The sequence below is a fragment of the Candidatus Pantoea formicae genome (assembly GCF_011752625.1).
Lineage (GTDB): Bacteria > Pseudomonadota > Gammaproteobacteria > Enterobacterales > Enterobacteriaceae > Pantoea > Pantoea formicae.
Map to the genome: position 1 here is coordinate 63,986 of NZ_VWXD01000002.1, position 18,119 is coordinate 82,104.

The 18,119-nt window shown below is 54.4% G+C and carries 17 protein-coding genes; 6 read left to right on the forward strand and 11 right to left on the reverse strand.

The genetic code is table 11. From position 1 onward, the window contains the following. Window positions 1-13 precede the first annotated feature (13 nt). Window positions 14-952, reverse strand: a complete 939-nt coding sequence (ghrA, locus tag F3J38_RS04915; RefSeq protein WP_167135716.1) for a glyoxylate/hydroxypyruvate reductase GhrA — start codon at window positions 950-952, stop codon at window positions 14-16. Window positions 953-1,159: 207 nt separating this feature from the next. Between ghrA and treA the strand changes: the two genes are divergently transcribed. Further along, complete coding sequence (gene treA, locus F3J38_RS04920; protein ID WP_167135718.1) at window positions 1,160-2,839, forward strand: alpha,alpha-trehalase TreA; 1,680 nt, start codon at window positions 1,160-1,162, stop codon at window positions 2,837-2,839. Window positions 2,840-3,134: 295 nt separating this feature from the next. Next, window positions 3,135-5,231: a TonB-dependent siderophore receptor gene (locus F3J38_RS04925; protein ID WP_167135721.1), complete on the forward strand. Its 2,097-nt coding sequence runs from the start codon at window positions 3,135-3,137 to the stop codon at window positions 5,229-5,231. Between the two features lie 61 nt (window positions 5,232-5,292). On the opposite strand, the gene F3J38_RS04930 is transcribed toward F3J38_RS04925, so the two are convergent. Further along, a complete protein-coding gene (locus F3J38_RS04930) occupies window positions 5,293-5,541 on the reverse strand; it encodes a GlsB/YeaQ/YmgE family stress response membrane protein (RefSeq protein WP_167135722.1) in 249 nt (82 codons plus the stop codon). 185 nt (window positions 5,542-5,726) lie between these two features. Here F3J38_RS04930 and F3J38_RS04935 point away from each other — a divergent pair, with 185 nt between their 5' ends. Further along, a complete protein-coding gene (locus tag F3J38_RS04935; RefSeq protein WP_167135723.1) occupies window positions 5,727-6,461 on the forward strand; it encodes a flagellar brake protein in 735 nt (244 codons plus the stop codon). Between the two features lie 106 nt (window positions 6,462-6,567). Here F3J38_RS04935 and F3J38_RS04940 read toward each other — a convergent pair whose 3' ends face one another. From F3J38_RS04940 to F3J38_RS04970, 7 genes are all read right to left on the reverse strand, one after another. Next, entirely contained in the window at window positions 6,568-8,055 is a 1,488-nt protein-coding gene (locus F3J38_RS04940) for an FGGY family carbohydrate kinase (RefSeq protein ID WP_167135724.1), read from the reverse strand. A gap of 2 nt (window positions 8,056-8,057) precedes the next feature. Next, window positions 8,058-9,002, reverse strand: a complete 945-nt coding sequence (locus tag F3J38_RS04945; RefSeq protein ID WP_167135732.1) for a transketolase family protein — start codon at window positions 9,000-9,002, stop codon at window positions 8,058-8,060. Further along, entirely contained in the window at window positions 8,995-9,825 is an 831-nt protein-coding gene (locus F3J38_RS04950) for a transketolase (RefSeq protein WP_167135733.1), read from the reverse strand. The genes F3J38_RS04945 and F3J38_RS04950 overlap by 8 nt, the downstream gene beginning before the upstream one ends. Window positions 9,826-9,887: 62 nt before the next feature. Continuing rightward, window positions 9,888-10,988, reverse strand: coding sequence for an ABC transporter permease (locus tag F3J38_RS04955; protein ID WP_167135735.1), 1,101 nt, complete (start codon window positions 10,986-10,988; stop codon window positions 9,888-9,890). A gap of 2 nt (window positions 10,989-10,990) precedes the next feature. Further along, on the reverse strand, window positions 10,991-12,505 hold the full coding sequence (locus F3J38_RS04960; protein WP_167137036.1) for a sugar ABC transporter ATP-binding protein: 1,515 nt from the start codon (window positions 12,503-12,505) through the stop codon (window positions 10,991-10,993). Further along, entirely contained in the window at window positions 12,505-13,116 is a 612-nt protein-coding gene (locus tag F3J38_RS04965) for a DUF2291 family protein (protein ID WP_167135737.1), read from the reverse strand. Before F3J38_RS04965 ends, F3J38_RS04960 begins: the two co-directional genes overlap by 1 nt. A 13-nt stretch (window positions 13,117-13,129) precedes the next feature. Then, window positions 13,130-14,071, reverse strand: a complete 942-nt coding sequence (locus tag F3J38_RS04970; RefSeq protein ID WP_167135738.1) for a D-ribose ABC transporter substrate-binding protein — start codon at window positions 14,069-14,071, stop codon at window positions 13,130-13,132. A 184-nt stretch (window positions 14,072-14,255) separates the two neighbouring features. Here F3J38_RS04970 and F3J38_RS04975 point away from each other — a divergent pair, with 184 nt between their 5' ends. Next, window positions 14,256-15,200, forward strand: coding sequence for a sugar-binding transcriptional regulator (locus tag F3J38_RS04975; RefSeq protein ID WP_167135740.1), 945 nt, complete (start codon window positions 14,256-14,258; stop codon window positions 15,198-15,200). 76 nt (window positions 15,201-15,276) lie between these two features. Here the strand turns inward: F3J38_RS04975 and emtA are convergent, their stop codons facing one another. Next, window positions 15,277-15,906 carry a membrane-bound lytic murein transglycosylase EmtA gene (gene emtA / locus F3J38_RS04980; RefSeq protein ID WP_167135742.1) on the reverse strand — a complete coding sequence of 210 codons (630 nt, stop codon included), beginning with the start codon at window positions 15,904-15,906 and terminating at the stop codon, window positions 15,277-15,279. A gap of 163 nt (window positions 15,907-16,069) precedes the next feature. On the opposite strand from emtA, the gene ldcA reads away from it, so the two are divergent. Together ldcA and F3J38_RS04990 are read left to right on the forward strand one after the other, a co-directional pair. Then, complete coding sequence (ldcA, locus tag F3J38_RS04985; protein WP_167135744.1) at window positions 16,070-16,993, forward strand: muramoyltetrapeptide carboxypeptidase; 924 nt, start codon at window positions 16,070-16,072, stop codon at window positions 16,991-16,993. 23 nt (window positions 16,994-17,016) lie between these two features. Further along, window positions 17,017-17,679 carry an MBL fold metallo-hydrolase gene (locus F3J38_RS04990; protein ID WP_167135746.1) on the forward strand — a complete coding sequence of 221 codons (663 nt, stop codon included), beginning with the start codon at window positions 17,017-17,019 and terminating at the stop codon, window positions 17,677-17,679. 12 nt (window positions 17,680-17,691) lie between these two features. On the opposite strand, the gene F3J38_RS04995 is transcribed toward F3J38_RS04990, so the two are convergent. Beyond that, window positions 17,692-18,075: a hypothetical protein gene (locus tag F3J38_RS04995; protein ID WP_167135748.1), complete on the reverse strand. Its 384-nt coding sequence runs from the start codon at window positions 18,073-18,075 to the stop codon at window positions 17,692-17,694. Window positions 18,076-18,119: the final 44 nt, after the last annotated feature.

The window sequence follows — 18,119 nt, forward strand, 5'->3', positions numbered from 1 at the left end:
GACACTAAGTGAATTAATAACCGCGCTGACGATCGACCAAGCCATTCGGCATTTGTCCTTGCTCCAGAGCAAGTATGGCACCCGCCATATAATCCATCGACTCGGCTGGTAACGTCATAGCTGCAGTATGTGGCGTTATTGTGACATCTGGATGAGACCAAAGCGGGTGATCCGTCGGTAAGGGTTCGGTCTGGAACACGTCCAGCGCCGCACCCGCCAACTGGCCGCTGTTGAGTGCCGCCAGCAGATCCGCTTCCACCACGTGTGCGCCGCGCGCCAGGTTGAGGAAGAAGGCCCCACGCGGCAACAGGCTCAACAACCGCTCATCAATCAGATTGGTGGTTTCCGGTGTGGTAGGAAGCAGGTCAATCACGACTTGGGTGCCATCCAGAAACGCGTCCAGCTGTTCACGTCCGTGGAAAGCCTGTACACCGTCGATGGTTTTCGGCGTGCGGCTCCAACAGCGCAGCGGGAATCCCCACTGACGTAAGCTTTCCAGCACGCTACGCCCTAACACGCCCGCGCCCAAGACACCGATCGTAAAGTGTTCACGCTCACGATCATCCAGAGGCAACCATTGCGCTTTTTCTTGCAGTTGCCGATATTCGGCAAAGCGGCGGAACCAACCCAGCACACACCAGTTAGCATACTCCTGCATCTGAAGAGCCATGCCGGTGTCTTCGAGACGAAACAGCGGAATATCATCGGAAAGCATATCTGGGTGCGCACGCAGCTGCCCAAGAATCTCATCCACGCCCGCCCCCATGGCAAACACCGCTTCTAAAGAACGCCCCGCCAGCATCTCGGTAGGCGGTGAACGCACGATGGCGTAATCCGCTGGGGCATTATCCCCCGGCTGCCAGTGGCGCACAGTGACGTGTGGCAGACGCTGACGCATGCCGTCGATCCAGCTTTGCGGGTTAATTGAGGGGTGATACCAGATGATTTCCATACTGCTCTCCTTTTTTCCCTTCAGACTCAGGCAAATGCCGGTTAAGGGCAAGTAAAAACCTTAGGGTTTGTACAATCTCTTCGGTGATTAATTCCGAACGCTTCACATTTCCGCCGCCTTAGGGGGATAAGCGGCAGATAAGCGACTAAAGTTGTTTGTGTGGTCAATGCGTTAGCACGCCACCTTTTCGGACAAGGAGAAAAACCGATGATAAAAAATGTCGTATTTACGCCCTCGCGCCTGACCTTTTTATTGAGCGCTGCCCTGCTGGCCGGTTCCCCCATCGTGCAGGCTGCAGAGGATAGCCGTATGCTCAGCAGCCAACCGCAGCCGCCCGATATTCGCTTAGGGCCACTCTTTGATGCTGTGCAGCAGGCAAAATTTTATCCGGACCAAAAAACCTTTGCCGATGCGGTGCCAAAATACAATCCGTCCTCGATTTTGGCCGACTGGCAGATGCAAAAAAGCCAGCGCAACTTTGACTTGAAGCACTTTGTCGATGCCAATTTCACTCTGCCCAAAGAGCAGGATAAATATGTGCCACCTGCGGGGCAGAGCCTGCGCGAGCATATCAACGGTTTATGGCCGGTGCTGACCCGTTCCACACCCAGCGCCAGCCAATATGATTCGCTGCTGCCGCTACCAAAACCTTATGTGGTGCCGGGCGGGCGTTTCCGTGAGGTCTATTACTGGGACAGTTACTTCACCATGTTGGGTCTGGCAGAGAGCGGACACTGGGATCGCGTTCAGGATATGGTGGACAACTTCGCGACCGAGCTCGACAAATATGGCCATATCCCGAACGGCAACCGCAGCTATTACCTCAGTCGTTCTCAGCCGCCGTTCTTCAGTTTGATGGTGGATTTGTTGGCGACGCATAAAGGGGATGAGGTTTATCGTCAGTATCTGCCGCAGTTGCAAAAGGAGTATGACTACTGGATGGCAGACAGCGATAAAGTGGCTGCCGGACAAGCCAGCAAACGCGTGGTCAAGCTAAGCGATGGGACGGTGCTGAATCGCTATTGGGATGATCGTGATGCCCCGCGCACCGAATCCTGGCTAGATGACGTCACTACCGCCAATAAGGCACCGGATCGCAACAAACAGCAGGTGTATCGCGATTTACGGGCGGGTGCCGCATCCGGTTGGGATTTCAGCTCTCGCTGGTTCACCGACGCCCATAATTTGGCGTCGATTCGTACCACCCAACTCGCCCCCGTTGATCTCAATAGTTTGATGTTCCATCTTGAGCAGGTGTTGTCGAAAGCCTCGAAGCTGGCGAATCAGGACGACCAAGCCAAACAGTTTGCTAACGATGCGGAGAAACGTCAGGCAGCGATTAACCGTTATCTGTGGAACGAAAAACAGGGCTGGTATGCGGATTACGACTGGCAGAAGAAACAGATTCACCCGCAGCTTACAGCAGCAACGCTGTTCCCACTCTATATGCAGGTGGCGAGTGAAAAACAAGCCGATCGCACCGCGGCAGCCGTCGAGAAACAACTCTTGAAACCGGGCGGCCTGGTGACCACCACCGTCAATAACGGCCAACAGTGGGATGCACCTAATGGCTGGGCACCGCTGCAGTGGGTGGCGGTTGAGGGGCTGGAGCACTATAAACAGCCGAAGCTGGCGCAAGAGATTGGTCAGCGTTTCCTGCAGAACGTGCAAACCACTTATGACAAAGAACACAAGCTGGTTGAGAAGTACGTTGTGGAAGGCGCACAGCTCGGCGGGGGTGGTGGCGGGGAATATCCTCTGCAGGACGGTTTTGGCTGGACCAATGGCGTGACGCTCAAGCTGTTGGACAAATATTGTCCGAAAGATAAGACCTGTAACAACGCCAGTGATATTCCCAATCTCCCAGCATTGAGTGCAGGGAAATAACGTCGTGGCATTTTCGGCATCAAAGGCATCTTAAACCGTCACTTCCAGCCTGCTGATTCTGGAAATGCCTGTTTATCACTTTCGTGAAATGCATTCTAGGCGGCTCTTGGGCCGCCTGATTAACCGCATATCTTGTTAATTTTTCTCACACCCTCTCAGTCTCAAATTTACATCTTGAAACACACCCTACTTAAAGATAATAATTCTCACTCTAATATCGATTCCTATTTTTACACTTGTGGCGGTATCGCATCCAACATCGCCACTTATACTGCTTCCAGTTAAAGGATTACAGATGTCGCTTTTCACCCTCAGTCGTGGCCGCGTGCTTTGCGCCTTAGCTTTAGCCCTACCCGCTGCTACCTTCGCCGAAGATTCCTTGGTCGTGACCGCTCAACCTCAAGAGAGCGCTAACTCACCCACACAGGGCTATCTCGCGACGCACAGCAGCGGTGGCAGTAAAACCGATCAGCCCTTGATCACGACACCGCAGTCCATCTCGGTCATAACGCGCCAGCAAATTGAGGATCAGGGTGCGCAGGATTTGAATCAGGCGCTGAACTATACGCCTGGTGTATTCACCAACTTCGGCGGTGCAGCAACGCGTTACGACACCATTGCGCTACGCGGTTTCCATGGCGGCGATGTTGATAACACCTTCCTTGATGGCCTGCGCATCATGAGTGACGGGGGCAGTTTCAATATCCTGCAAGTGGACAACTGGTTCCTTGACCGTATCGATGTGATCAAAGGCCCCTCTTCCGCGCTTTATGGCCAGACGGTGCCTGGCGGGTTAGTCAATCTGGTCAGTAAGCGTCCACAATTCGCCGAAGAGGGTCATTTCCGTCTCTCGACCGGGACTAACGCCACCAACAGCGCCGCTTTTGATTACACCAACGCCATTAATGATCAATGGGCATTCCGCCTGACCGGCATCACGCGTAACAGCGACACGCAATACGATCATACGCGTGAAGAGAAATATGCCCTTTCGCCACAGTTGCAATGGCAACCCAGCGAAGACACCAGCCTGCTATTGCGTGCCTATCTGCAAAAAGATCCTTCCGGCGGTTATCACGGTTCGGTGCCCGCTGACGGGACGCTCTACAGCCACAATGGGCGCAAGTTGAGCGACAGTTTTTACGAGGGCGACAGCGCACTCGATCAGTTCAAGCGCAACGAACAGATCTACAGCTATGACTTCTCCCACCGCTTCAGTGATGTCTGGTCGTTCACCTCCACCGCCAGTTACAGCCATTCGAATGTCGATCTCGATCAGGTATATCAAATTGGCTGGAATGCGACTCAGCCTGATTTGCTGACCCGCTACTACTCCGGTGAACGCTCATCACTCAGTGCATGGGCCAACGACAACCGCCTGCAAGCCGATTTCGAGACCGGTGCGGTACAACATCGGGTAATTTTGGGCGCTGAATATCATCGCTACAAAAACGATCTGAGTAAGGCCAGCGGATACGCCAGTTCGCTGAATCCATGGACCGGCGAAACCGTTGGCACCATGGCGGATTACAGCTGGTCGGAGTCCACCCGCCGCTACTATCAAACCGGTCTCTATTTGCAGGATGAGTTGCAACTGGATCGCTGGCATCTGGATCTCTCTGGCCGCTATGACCGCATCGTGTCGAATAACGGCACCAGCCGCCGTCAGGACGATCACATCAGCGGGCGCGCTGCACTGCTGTATGCCTTTGACAGTGGCATCTCGCCGTATGTCAGTTGGAGCCAAGCGATTACCCCAGCCTCACTCACCGATCCCTACGGTAACCAGCTGAAACCGACAACTTCCGAGCAGTACGAAGCGGGGGTGAAATACCAGCCGGTGGGCACACGGGATATGTACTCGATTGCCGTGTATGACCTGACGCAGAACGATGTGGCTAACCGCAACGTCCTCGACAGCACCTTTACCCCATCAGGGAAAGTGCATTCACAAGGGATTGAACTGGAAGCGCGCAACCAGCTGACACCTCGCTTGAGCACCATCGCCGGTTATACCCTCAACCATCTGCGCTTTAAGGACTCGGTGGACGGCAACGACGGCCATACGCCATACGTCACTCCCAACAGCATGGCTTCGTTCTGGGGGCATTATCAGTTTGATTACGGTTTGAGTGCCGGAGCGGGTGTGCGTTACATCGGTAAACAGTGGGCAGATAATGAAAATACCACTCGCCTGCCCTCCGTCACGCTGTTTGATGCCTCGGTCCGCGCCGATCTGGGCGCGTGGACTTCACAGTTGAAAGGTGCTTGGTTACAGGTCAATGCCAACAACCTGACGGACAAAAAATACCTCACGGCCTGCTATGGCACGGGATATTGCTATCGCGGCGCCGAGCGCACCGTTATGGCGACCGTCGGTTACGATTTTTAATCGCGCATAAAAAAATCCGCATCCTGGCAGGATGCGGATTTCATTAAATCAGAGTGCGCTGTCAGGTTCGCACTTTGCGGTAAACCCACAGCACCACGATGGCACCAATCACGGCCACGACAAAGCTACCGAAGTTGAAACCGTCAACTTTACCAAAGCCAAACAGGGTACTGATCCAGCCGCCGACCACCGCACCCACAATACCCAGCACGACGGTGATAATAAATCCGCCACCATCTTTACCTGGCATGATCCATTTAGCGATAATCCCGGCAATCAGACCAAAAATAATCCATGAAATAATACCCATGTACTGCTCCTTACGTTATGAATCAAGGTGTTCACTGCGGTAAGTATAGTCGGAGATTTTCACTCTGCCTGGTGAGCGCAACGGTAAAATAATCGTTAGCAGGCTAAAGCTTTTTACCGCCAAGCCGATAACAAATCGATGGCATTGGCACTCGTAAAATAACAATCGGATAAGTGGAGCAGGATGTGAAAGAAGCCGATAAAGAACAATACCTCAAACGCGGCACGCTGGCAGTTCTTAACGTGATGAAGGATCTGTTACGTTATCAGACGCCCCTTATGGTTAATTTTTCTCGCGGCCAATTTATTAGCCGCTTACTCGCTGCCGATGAAGAACAGGTTGTCTTCGATCTTGGCAGCAATGCGCTGGATAATGATTTAGCCCTGCAGAGTGGCGAAGTGAATATCGCCGCCGAAACGCAAGGTGCCAAAGTTGAATTTGGTTTGACCGGATTACAACGCATCGAATTTGAAGGCTTACCCGCTTTTGCCGCCCCGTTACCTGAGCTGCTTTGGCAGATTCAGCGTCGTGAATTTTTCCGCGTCAGCGCGCCGATGGAACCCGCCTTCTACTGCCACAGTGAGTGGCCGGATGGCAGCAAAGCCCGTTTTCGTTTACAAGATCTCTCGCTCGGTGGAGCTGGCGTGTTGCTGGATGAAGCTTTGCCTGAAGGGTTAAATCGCGGTGACACCTTTAAGAAGTTGCGGGTAGAGTTAGGCGAATATGGCCACTTTGAAGTGACGGCGCAACTGCTGCACATCGGTGAACGCAGCACCATTACCAGCAAAAATGAGACCCGCACCACGCCGCGTCTGAGCTTCCGCTTTACCGCTATCGAACCGGTACAGGAGCGCCAGTTGCAGCAGGTTATCTTTGCACTTGAGCGCCTGGCGCGCGACAAGGCGAACCGTTTTCAGTAATGCATCAACCCCGCAGTTTGACATAAGGTCGCCATTAATGGCGACCTTACGGGGTTCGGGGGATATTTTTGTAGGGTGCGCATTCATGCGCACCTGGAAAACAGATTCAGTGCGGTTGAAAACGACACCGTGCCACCGCATCCAACCAGCCGCGATAATTCTCCTGCATGATATCCGCACGCTCACTGCGTGGCTCAATCACACTGCCGCCCTGTAACGCCTGCATTTCACTGCCCTGCTGCCACCAGCCCAATAAACGCCCGGCCAGTAAGGCTGCACCCAACGCAGACACTTCTGCCGTTGGCGCTCGCTTGAGCGGCCGCTGTAATACATCGGCCTGCAACTGCATCAGCCAACTGTTCTCCGTGGCCGTGCCATCGACGCAGAGTGCGGGAAGCTCTACACCACTGGCCTGCTCCATGGCGAAGAAGACATCCGCTATCTGGAAGGTGATCGACTCCAGTGCCACGCGTGCTAACACGTCTGGCGTGGCGGCATCCGTCAGACCGCACACCATGCCACGCGCTTTCAAATCCCACCAAGGTGCGCCCAGCCCAGAGAGTGCGGGGACAAAATAGATGCCCTGATTGTGTTCGCTACGCTGTGCCATGGCGGTGAGTTCACGCGGATCGCTAATCCCCAGCATCCTGCCCAGCCATGCGGCACCGGAGCCGGTATGCGTAATGTTGCCCTCAAAGGCGAAACGCAGGGTGCCATCATGCCAGGCCACTGTGGTGCTGAGGCCATTTTCGGTCAGCAGCGGCGTTGCCATCGACATCATCAAAGATGATCCAGTGCCGTAAGTGGCTTTCACCACCTCCGAGTTGCCGCTGCGTTGTGCCTGCAAAGCAGCGTGGGAATCACCAATACGCGACAAAATTGGCGTGCCGACTTTCAGACCAGGAATATCGTTTACTGCGACGACGCCCTGTGCGCTGGCAGAGGGAACAATCTGCGGCAGTGCGGCGCGTGGAATATGGAACAACGCCAATAACTCATCTTCCCAGTCACCGCTGTGCAGATTGTAAAGCTGGGTGCGCGCGGCATTGGCGTGGTCTGTGACAAAGGTTTCGCCCGCGCTCAACTGCCAGCCCAGCCAGCAGTCAACCGTACCGATGCAAAGCTCACCGGCTTGCGCACGCGACAGGCCATTCGGTAGTGCCGCCAGCATCCCGGTGAGTTTGCCAGCCGGGAACATCGGGTCAACGGCCAGTCCGGTTAAGCCGGTAATTCGAGGCGCTTTTCCTGCCATTCGCAGATCGCGGCAAAAAGCCTCAGAGCGACGATCTTGCCAGCTCACCAGCGGAGTCAGCGGCTGGCCATCACGGCGCTGCCAAATCAGCACCGATTCACGCTGGTTACTGATCGCCACAGCCGCCACGTCTGCGCCAGCACACTGCGCCAGACAGCTCGCCATCGCCTGTTTTACTGCCTGCCAGATCGCCAAGGGATCTTGCTCGGCCAATCCCGGTTGCGGGTGCGCCAGCGTCAGTGGCTGGCTGCCACGTGCGACCACCTGCCCAGCCTGATCCACCGCGATCGCTTTGGCATTGGTGGTGCCTTCATCTATTGCCAGTATCAACGGACCCGCCATGTTTACGCTCCTGCACACATGCGCACTGCACTCTTCACCACGCTGGCGGCATCAATGCCGTGATGAGCGCGCGTTGAAGCGCGGTCACCCGCTATCGCGTATTGACCATCTGGAATGCCCAAGCGCAGCAAAGGAATGCCGCAACCACCTTCGGCCAGCACTTCTGCCACCAGACTGCCGACACCGCCGTTGACGTTATGTTCTTCCACGGTAATGACGGCGGAATAATGATTTAGCAGTTCTTGCAGCCGTTGGGTATCACAAGGTCGAATTGATGGTATGGCGATCACACCTGCGCTAATGCCCTGCTCCTGAAGCTGCTCGGCGGCGTGCACCACCTCATGAACCGTTGAGCCCATCGCCACCAGCGCCACCTCTTTGCCTTCGCGCAACACGTCAATTTGGCCCGGAAGGAACTGGTAGCTTTCATCGTGCAGCTGCGGCAGATCTTTACCATCCAAGCGGATATAGACCGGCCCAACATGTGCCAGCGCGTAATCAATGATCTGGCGGCACTCTACCGGGCAAGATGGGGCATAAATCTCGATATTGCCGAAGCCGCGCATCACGGCAATATCATCGATACTGTGGTGAGTGCTGGCGAGAGGGCCGTAGCTGGCACCGGCATTCAGACCAAACAATTTGACGTTGGTATTGTTGTAGCAAACATCGACTTTAACTTGTTCGTTGGCGCGCGAGATGAGGAATGGCGCAGCATTACAGGTCACCGCCACTTTGCCACCAATCGCCAGTCCCGCCGCGGTGCCCACCAACGTCTGCTCGGCAATACCGACGTTAATCAACCGATCCGGGAAGGCTTTGATGAAGGGCGCGATTTTAGCGGTTGAAGTGGAGTCTGCCACCACGGGCACCAAATCGACGCCACGATTGACGGCATCAATAAACGCTTCCACCATCACTGTCGCCAAATGTTTTGCATTACTCATCTTTCAATTCCTCCAGTGCCAATGCGATCTCTTCCCCTTTTGGCACACGGTGATGCCACTCTGGCTTACCCTGGATAAAGGAGATGCCAAAACCTTTTTCGGTATGCGCGACGATGACCTGCGGCTTACCGTTACGCGGTAAGTTTTCCAGCGTTTCCACCACGGATGCCATGTCGTTGCCGTTACACTCCGTGACCTCTAATCCGAATGCGCGCCATTTATCGGGCAGCGGATCGGTATTCATGATGTCGCGCGTGTGACCAGCCAGTTGCAGCTTGTTCTTGTCATTGATAATCACCAGGTTATCCAGGCCGTAATGCGCAGCCACCAGCGCGGCCTCCCAGTTACTGCCTTCTGCCAACTCACCGTCACCAGTGACGACAAAAATGCGGCGATCGCTGTTGTCTTTCTTCGCCGCCAGTGCAATGCCGACCGCCACCGGTAAACCATGGCCCAGCGCACCGGTATTCAATTCGACGCCCGGCGTTTTTTGGCGCACCGGATGGCCAGGCAGATGCGAATCCGAGTGCTGATAGGTCGGCAGCCAATCGGTCGGGAAATAGCCCGCTTCAGCCAGCACGCAGTAGTAACCGCCGACCGCATGGCCCTTGGACTGGATATAAATGTCACGCTGCGGATCGTTAGTGCGGTCTGGGGCGCAGTTAAGAATGCGGAAATAGAGCGCAGTGAGAATTTCCACCTGAGAAAGGTCGGCACCTGTGTGTCCACCTGCCGGGCTACCCGCATTGAGCTGAATGATGCGGCGGCGTACGGCGCGAGCTTTCGCTGCCAAATCCGCAACCGAATACTTGAAAGGATTCATAGACACCTCTGAATTTTAAAGCGTTATTGAATATATATTCACACCTGTTAAAAAAATGAGTTTTAACCTTTGGCTTCCCCCTCTTCGATCAATGCCTTCTGCGCCACAACAGCGGCCTTCTGCTGCATACGGCTCTGCATTTGATCGATAATCACCGCCACGATGATCACAATGCCTTTGATCACCATCTGCCAGAATTCGCTGACGCCCATCATGATCAAACCATCGGCAAGGAAGCCAATGACGAAAGCCCCAACCAGCGTACCCAAAATCGTGCCACGACCACCGGCCAGCGACGTGCCACCCAGTACCACCGCGGCAATTGCGTTCATTTCAAACGAGGTACCGTTGGCGGGATGGCTGGCGACCAGCTGTGAAGAGACGACGATGCCCGCAATCGCGGCACAGAAACCAGAAATGGTGTAGACCCAGATTTTCACTGACTTCACTTTGACGCCGGAGAGCTCAGCCGCACGTTCGTTATCGCCAATCGCGTAAACCTGACGGCCAAAGGGTAAACGGCGGGCCACATACGCAATCACCAACGCCAGCACCACCATCATCCAGATGGCCCAGGGTAAGCCGAGGAAGTAGCCCGCACCAATCTTGTCAAAACCGGTGTTACCGAGTTGCGGATTGCCCTGCAAGCCGGGGAAAGTTTCCCCCCCTGACGTGAGCATCGCCGCACCGCGTAAGATATACATGGTGCCCAGCGTACAGATGAAGGGTGCCACGTTGTACTTGGTGATGATCCAGCCGTTAACGGCACCAATAAGCCCACCTATCACCAATACCAGCGGCACAATCACCCAAACACTGGGAAAAATAGCGATGCCAAACATCGGCAAGACAATGCCTTTGGTGATCAGCCAACCGGCAATCATGCCGCACAGACCCAGCGTGGCACCAATCGAGAGATCGATACCGGCCGTAATGATGACAAAGGTGATACCCAACGCCAGAAATGCGTTGATGGCGATGTGTTTCACCATGATCACCATGCTACCGACCGCAAGGAAATCCGGTACGGTGATCGCAAAGAAACCGACAATCAGAAACAGTGCGATAAAGGTGCGGAGTTTTAACAGCAGCAGAATCAACCCTTCGCGTGAGTTGAACGCTTTGCCAGGTGAAGCGAGCGCCATCGCGCCTTGATTTTTCATGTTCAGAATCCTTGTGCGCTTGCTTTAACCAGTGCCGCCTCTTCCGCTTCGGCGCGCGGGAGATCGGCGGTTAATTTGCCACCCGACATCACCAGAATGCGATCGGCGACAGCCATGATTTCTTTGAGATCGGAGGTCGAAAACACCACGGCAATACCCTGTTCAGAGAGCCGCACCATCATGCGAAACACCTCCGCTTTGGCGCCTACATCGATGCCACGACTCGGTTCATCCAGCAGCAGTAACCGTGGATTGGTCAGTAATGAGCGGCCAATCACCACTTTCTGTTGGTTACCGCCACTCAGTGCGCTGATGGCCACTTCAGGTGAAGAGATTTTGATCGCCAGGTTACCGACCGTGCTGGTCACGGCTTCGCGTTCGGCCTGCTCAGAAATCACGGTGCGATGCGACAAGCGGCGCCATAAACTGGCAATGGTGAGATTGCTCGCCACCGACGAAACCGGAAAGATGCCCGCCCGCTTGCGATCTTCCGGGACCAGACTCATGCCCATACGAATACGCTCCGCGGTCGGCAGACGCGTTGGCAGGGGTTTGCTGTCGAGCCACAGTTTGCCGAGGTAGTTACGCTGGCTACCGAGCAGGCATTCAAACAATTCGGTGCGTCCGGCTCCCATCAGGCCATAAATGCCGACGATTTCTCCGGCGCGCACATGGAAACTGACATCGTCAACCAACGTGTTACCGGTTGGACTGACACAAGTGATGTGCTCGGCTTCCAGTACCGCAGCACCAAACTGGCGATCGAGCGGCAGGAAATTACTGACCGGTTCACTGCCGAGCATTTCCCGTACGATCCACGGCACATCAATGTCGCTGACCTTGGCTTCAGCCTGAAACCGCCCATCGCGCAGAATGGTGATGACATCACCAATCGCCATCAGCTCTTCTAAACGATGCGAAATATAGATGATTGAGACACCCTGACGCGTCAGTTCACGGATCACCCGGAACAGGATCTCCACTTCGGTTTTACTCAACGCGGAAGTGGGTTCATCAAGAATCAGGATGTCGGCGTTTTCCGCCAGTGCTTTGGCAATTTCCACCAACTGCTGCTGACCCACTTTCAAGTTGCCGACCTTCTCATCGGGCGATATCGGCTGATCGAGGCGTTGCAGCAAGGCCGCGGTGCGGCGCTTCTGCTCAGCCTCGTTAATCGGACGAATTCCGCTTTGGATTTCTCGCCCGAGAAAAATGTTCTCCGCCACACTGAGGTTCTCAAACAGGTTGAGCTCCTGATGCACCATCCCAATACCATGGTGAGCGGCGTCTCGTGTGCTGCTAAAGGCCACCTTTTGCCCGTTCAGGAACATCTCACCGCTGGTGGGCTGCTGTACCCCCGCCAGGATTTTCATCAGCGTGGATTTGCCTGCGCCGTTTTCACCGATGATGACGTTCACTTTGCCGCGCCACACGCGGTAGTCGACGCGATCCAGCGCCAGCGTGCCGGGAAACAACATCGACATCTGGTTAGCCTGCAGGATGATTTCATCACTCATCATGGATTCCCCTGCTGCAACTGGATCGCCACCACATCATCTACCTGATTGGATGACATACTCACTGCCAGTAACGCCTGCACCGGTTTGCCTACCCAGCTCGCATCCACCGACGGGAGCTGCTGTACCGCATGGCGGTTCAACGCTTTGGTCAACTGCGCGTACTGCACCTGGTTAGTAAACTCTTCAAAGCGGTAACCCGCCGCATCACGAATGGCATTACTGCGCAACACCGGGCCAATCAAGACCTTGACCGGCTTGCCGTTGATGCTGACCGTCAGACTGCGCTCACGATCGTTGCTGTTATCAAATGCGGTAACCGTTCCGCCCGCACGCACAAAGACGCTTTCGCTGGTACCGGCTTTCACGGTGTGGCTTTTCGTTTCCATATCCGCCCAGCTCAACGACTGCTTTTCGGCCGGCTCTTGTACCCGAGTGGCCCAGCTCGATTCCGCAATCTGCTGTGGCGTCTGGTTGCTGTAACCCGGTTTGGCGTTAGGATCCTTCGGCATGATGGGATTGCCGTTTGCATCGAGATCCACCACGGTGCAGGCGGCTAACATCAGCGTCATGAGCGCAACCACCAGCCCGCCAGTTGCTTTTCCCTTCATGCCGACCTCCGTCTTATTTTGCCAGGTTGAAGTTTTTCAGCTTCGAGGCGTTGCTGCTGTCAATCAGCACGCAATCCATCAGCTGTTTCTCTTCTTTCTGCGCTTTGCCGTTTTTCAGGTAGTAGTCCACCTGCTCAACCGCCATTTGCGCTTGCGCCCAGCCGGGTTGCAGCACCGTGGCTTTGATGTTGCCTTTGTTGAGGATGGAATCACGGGTGTAATCACTGCCGTCAAATCCCACCACGATAACGTTGGTTTTACCGGCGGCTTTCAGCGCAGCTTCCGCACCCAGCGCCATGGTGTCATTACCGGATATCACACCGCCGATATCGGGATTTTTCTGCAGAATGGTTTCCATACGGCTAAAGGCTTCGGTCTGGCTCCAGTTGGCGCTCTGCTGTGCCACCATTTTCATGTCTGGGTAATCATCCAGCACATCGTGATAGCCCTGTGAGCGCACACCCGCATTGGTATCGGACTCTTTACCCAGCAGCTCTACGTAAGTGCCTTTGCCATTGAGCAGCTTGGCGAATTTCTCCGCGCCGAGCTGAGCACCCTGGTAGTTGTTGGAGACGATTTGCGCTACGGCCACGCCGGTTTTGTTGATTTCACGGTCAATCAGGAAGGTGGGGATACCTGCGTCTTTGGCTTTCTGCACCGGGCCAACCGTGGCATCGGCACCCGCGTTGTCCAAAATGATGGCTTTCGCTTTACGCGCAATGGCGGTTTCAATCAGCTGATTTTGCTTGCTAACGTCATCATCGTGCGACGCCACCAGAGTGGTGTAACCGAGCGCTTTGGCTTTTTCCTGTGCGCCATCCGCTTCGGCTTTAAAGAATGGATTGTCGTGTGAAGGTGTGATGATGGCGATCAAGCCTTTATCTGCAGCCAGTGAAGCCGCTGATGCCAACATCAGTGAAGCCAGTAGGGTAACTTTGAGTACAGATGCTTTCATTGATTTTTCTCCGCCTGAATATATATTCAATTGCGATTTTATATGCATAATGACTATGCGCTGGCTTCTTGAGCACGTCCATCGCCCGATCCTGAAAAAGCGAAAACGATCACAAAATGTTCTGCGTTGTTATTTATGACAGGCTGATTAACAATACCAGGCAGGTTAAGAGAGAGAAAAAACCATGGCAAAACAGGATGAACAGCGGCTGATGGTGAAAATCGCCACGCTGTATTATGTGGAAGGCATGAAGCAATCCGACATTGCGCAGCTACTCAAGCTGTCACAGTCTTTTGTGTCACGCATTCTGAACAGGAGCGTAAAAGAAGGTGTGGTAAAGATCAGCGTGGTGCCACCTGCTAATGTGTTTCCCGAACTGGAGAAAGCCATTGAGCAGCAGTATCAGCTGCCACAGGTGATCGTGGTGGACGTTCCCGATCAGGCTTCGGCGCTTCAGATCAAACAGGCGATTGGCTCAGCAGCCGCGCACTACCTAGAAACCCGCCTGCGCGCCGATGAATTGATTGGTATTTCGTCATGGAGCGGCACCATCCGCGCCATGGTTGATGCATTACATCCTCTCAGCGCCCCCTGCAAAGGCGTGATTCAATTATTGGGAGGCGTGGGAGCTAACGGCAACGTGCAGGCGACAATCTTGACGCAAAACCTCGCAGCCCTTTTGGACTGCCCAGCCTGGCTACTGCCCTCACAGTCGATTGAACACTCTGTGCAGGATCGCCAGCGTTTATCCGTGAACCCTGACGTGGCCGTGGTGCTGGAAAAATTTGATCAAGTGGACCTGGCGATTGTCGGCATTGGCGATCTGGAACCCTCCGCTTTACTCCGCAATTCTGGCAACTACTACGATGAAGAGATGCTACGCACCCTCGCGGAGCGTGGCGCGGTGGGCGATATCTGCCTGCATTACTTCGATGCGCAAGGCAAACCGGTGTTAAGTGCGGAGGAGGACCCGGTGATTGGCATGGAGCTGGCACAGGTTAAGCAGTGTGCGCAGGTGGTCGCGCTAGCGGGGGGTAAAGAAAAAGCGCAGGCCATTCGCGGTGCTTTACTTGGTGGTTATGTGAAAGTGTTGATTGTTGATTACCCAACGGCGCGGTTACTGGTGTAGCGATGGGATTTATCGCGCGTGCGTCAAGCAATGCTGTTGCTGACAGACGCGCAATAAATTGCTCCGCCACGAACCATCAACCAATGGTGCGATAAGCCGTTGTAACCTTCCACAAGTAGCGCGGTGCTTGCGCCGCCGGGTGTTTATCCTGCACGTGCTGATAGAACTCTTCTGGCGACATCGAATTAATCATGGCAATCGCCCGATCACGATTACGTGAGAACGTGCGCAGCAATGCACCAGCACCGTTGGCGTAAGAGACGATAGTGGCATAACGCATTGTCAGTGGGTTGCGAATCCCCGCCAGTTCCGAATCTTGCAGCAACTTCAGGTATGCAGCACCAATATCGATATTCTTCGCGGGATCGCGTAACTCTGACGAGGTGGGCTGACCGTGACGACCTTGCGTACGATAGACCGCACGGCCTGCGGTCGAGGCCTTAATCTGCATCAGTCCCACCGCATTTGACCGGCTGGTCACGGTAGGATTTCCTCCCGATTCGACACTAATAATGGCGCTGATCAGCTTCTCATCAACACCATAATGACTGGCGGCATCTTCGGTAAACAGTGACCATGCATCATTCACTTTCGACGGCGGTGCCTGGGTTAATGGCGTATTTTTCTCCGGCACTACCGTTTTTTCTGGCTCGCTGGCACAGCCTGCAAGCAACAGCGCAGATAGCATAAGTAGTCGAATTTTCACTGATTTTTGGTTCCGCAATAAGGTTGGCGCAAGCTATCATACCTGGCGCAGCGCAATGCAAAATTACCGTTTATCCTAAATAAGTAAAAAACCTTGTGCTGTCGTGACATCAGTTGCGGAATTCGCCATCATCGGCAGGCCACTTTAAATCAGGATGAACGCTATGCTCGCCCCCCGCTCAATCCGTCTAATTGCCCCTTCTGGCTATTGCCACAACCAAGATGCGGCCCAACGTGCCGTCAGCCGTTTACAGGCGGATGGGCATGAAGTTGAGAATCTATCAGCGATAACACGTCGTTTTCAACGCTTTGCGGGCGAGGATGCAGAACGGCTCAATGATGTGAATCAATTAGCAAGGCTGACCACCTTGCCCGACATCGTTTTAGCGGTGCGCGGCGGATATGGCGCAACCCGACTGCTGGATAAAATTGATTATGTCGGCCTGCAGCGTCAGTTGCTTAACCAACCTGTCGCGCTGTGCGGACACAGTGATTTCACCGCAATACAGCTAGCACTCTTGGCACAAACCGGGCTGATCACCTTCAGTGGGCCGATGCTGGCCGGCAATTTTGGCGCGGAGACTTTATCTGAATTTACCCTGTCACACTTTTGGCAGGCGCTCACATCACCTACAGTGAATATAGGCTGGCGCAGCCACAGTCCTGATAGGGGCCGCTGGCAAGGCACCCTTTGGGGGGGCAATCTGGCAATGATCTGTTCTCTGATGGGTACGCCATGGATGCCGCAAATTGAAGACGGTATTCTGGTGATCGAGGATGTGAATGAACATCCGTTCCGCATTGAACGCATGCTCATTCAGCTGCAGCAAAGCGGTATTCTGGCGCGCCAACGAGCCATTATCACCGGCAGTTTTACCAGCACATCGCTGTCGGCCTATGACAACGGCTTTGATTTTGCCACCGTCTGGCAGCGCTTGCGCGACGAGTTTCATATCCCGGTCATTAGCGATTTGGCATTCGGCCACGATGCCGACACCGTCACACTGCCGCTGGGTTCCCGTGCTACCTTACAGCTCGAACAGGGCGAAGCTCAACTCGCCTTCACCGGCCACCCGACAATGCGCTAACGTTTTGCCGTAGGAGACCGACATTGAAGCCACTTTACGAAGATTTGTGGATCTCGACGCCGGAATTCCCCGCTGAAGAGACCGCAAGCGATTTGATGATGCATGGTTTCATGCTACGCCACCCCCGTGGCAATTTGCTGATTGGCCGCGTGGAGCACCCACTCGACCATGAGTTTCTCAACGATGCAGGTGGCGTTATCCGCCACTACTTCACGCATGCACATGAAGCCGCGGCCGGTGCTATTGCGATACAACAGCGTTTTAGCAGTGCGCTGTATTGTCATAGCCGTTCACTGGGTGCAGTCAGCTTGATCATCGAACCGGATGAAACCTTCACTCAGCAGGAAACCCATTTCGGTGATTTTCATTTGCTCCCCACGCCCGGCCACACCCCCGGCAGCAGCAGTTTTCTCTACCACTCGCCGCTTGGCAGCACTTATCTGTTTGTCGGCGATACGCTGACCTGCGATTACAATCGTTGGATCAGCGTGTTGGTGCCTGAGAGCAATCCACTGGAGCTACAACAGTCGTTGGAGCTTTACCGCACACTTCGTCCCGATGTCGTGCTGATGAGCACCACTCGTGGTCACCTCTCTTGGGCAAAAGTGGATTTACAGAGTTGGTTGGCGGCAATTGATGAAGCAGAGCAGTCGCCGTTGGACCTACGCCAGCAGCAACTGATTTGATGACCATGGGTGTCAGGAGTTCGGACGCTGGCTATCGTCGTAACGCTCCAGCGAGAGGATTTCTGCATCACGTTTTTCTGTGCGGGCACAGGGTAGCAGTTTATTGCTGTTGGCATAGACGAAGAAAGTGTCGTCATTATTCTTGTTCACAATCAGCTGATCGCCATTGCGGAAACGGGTTATCGCCACTTTATCACCGCTTTTCAGGCTGGTGCGCTGTTGCCCAGCTGCTACCTGAAAATGGCGTTTAGGCCACATTAATGTGCTCAAACCATAATTGGCGCGGGAAACGGTCATCGTCGGGCGTCCGGGACAGGTGATTTGAAATTGAGTTTCGCTCCAGGCTGGCGCGATCTGACACGCCATCAAGCCAACGGCAATAGCTATCGCCTTCATTGGTTTCTCCGCTGAGGTTAGATAATGATTTCATTGGAATTTTG

Coding starts and splice junctions, on each gene's coding strand:
- ghrA (WP_167135716.1), bottom strand. CDS start 952: ATGGAAATCATCTGGTATCACCCCTCAATTAACCCGCAAAGCTGGATC.
- treA (WP_167135718.1), top strand. CDS start 1,160: ATGATAAAAAATGTCGTATTTACGCCCTCGCGCCTGACCTTTTTATTG.
- F3J38_RS04925 (WP_167135721.1), top strand. CDS start 3,135: ATGTCGCTTTTCACCCTCAGTCGTGGCCGCGTGCTTTGCGCCTTAGCT.
- F3J38_RS04930 (WP_167135722.1), bottom strand. CDS start 5,541: ATGGGTATTATTTCATGGATTATTTTTGGTCTGATTGCCGGGATTATC.
- F3J38_RS04940 (WP_167135724.1), bottom strand. CDS start 8,055: ATGGCGGGTCCGTTGATACTGGCAATAGATGAAGGCACCACCAATGCC.
- F3J38_RS04945 (WP_167135732.1), bottom strand. CDS start 9,002: ATGAGTAATGCAAAACATTTGGCGACAGTGATGGTGGAAGCGTTTATT.
- F3J38_RS04950 (WP_167135733.1), bottom strand. CDS start 9,825: ATGAATCCTTTCAAGTATTCGGTTGCGGATTTGGCAGCGAAAGCTCGC.
- F3J38_RS04955 (WP_167135735.1), bottom strand. CDS start 10,988: ATGAAAAATCAAGGCGCGATGGCGCTCGCTTCACCTGGCAAAGCGTTC.
- F3J38_RS04960 (WP_167137036.1), bottom strand. CDS start 12,505: ATGAGTGATGAAATCATCCTGCAGGCTAACCAGATGTCGATGTTGTTT.
- F3J38_RS04965 (WP_167135737.1), bottom strand. CDS start 13,116: ATGAAGGGAAAAGCAACTGGCGGGCTGGTGGTTGCGCTCATGACGCTG.
- F3J38_RS04970 (WP_167135738.1), bottom strand. CDS start 14,071: ATGAAAGCATCTGTACTCAAAGTTACCCTACTGGCTTCACTGATGTTG.
- F3J38_RS04975 (WP_167135740.1), top strand. CDS start 14,256: ATGGCAAAACAGGATGAACAGCGGCTGATGGTGAAAATCGCCACGCTG.
- ldcA (WP_167135744.1), top strand. CDS start 16,070: ATGCTCGCCCCCCGCTCAATCCGTCTAATTGCCCCTTCTGGCTATTGC.
- F3J38_RS04995 (WP_167135748.1), bottom strand. CDS start 18,075: ATGAAGGCGATAGCTATTGCCGTTGGCTTGATGGCGTGTCAGATCGCG.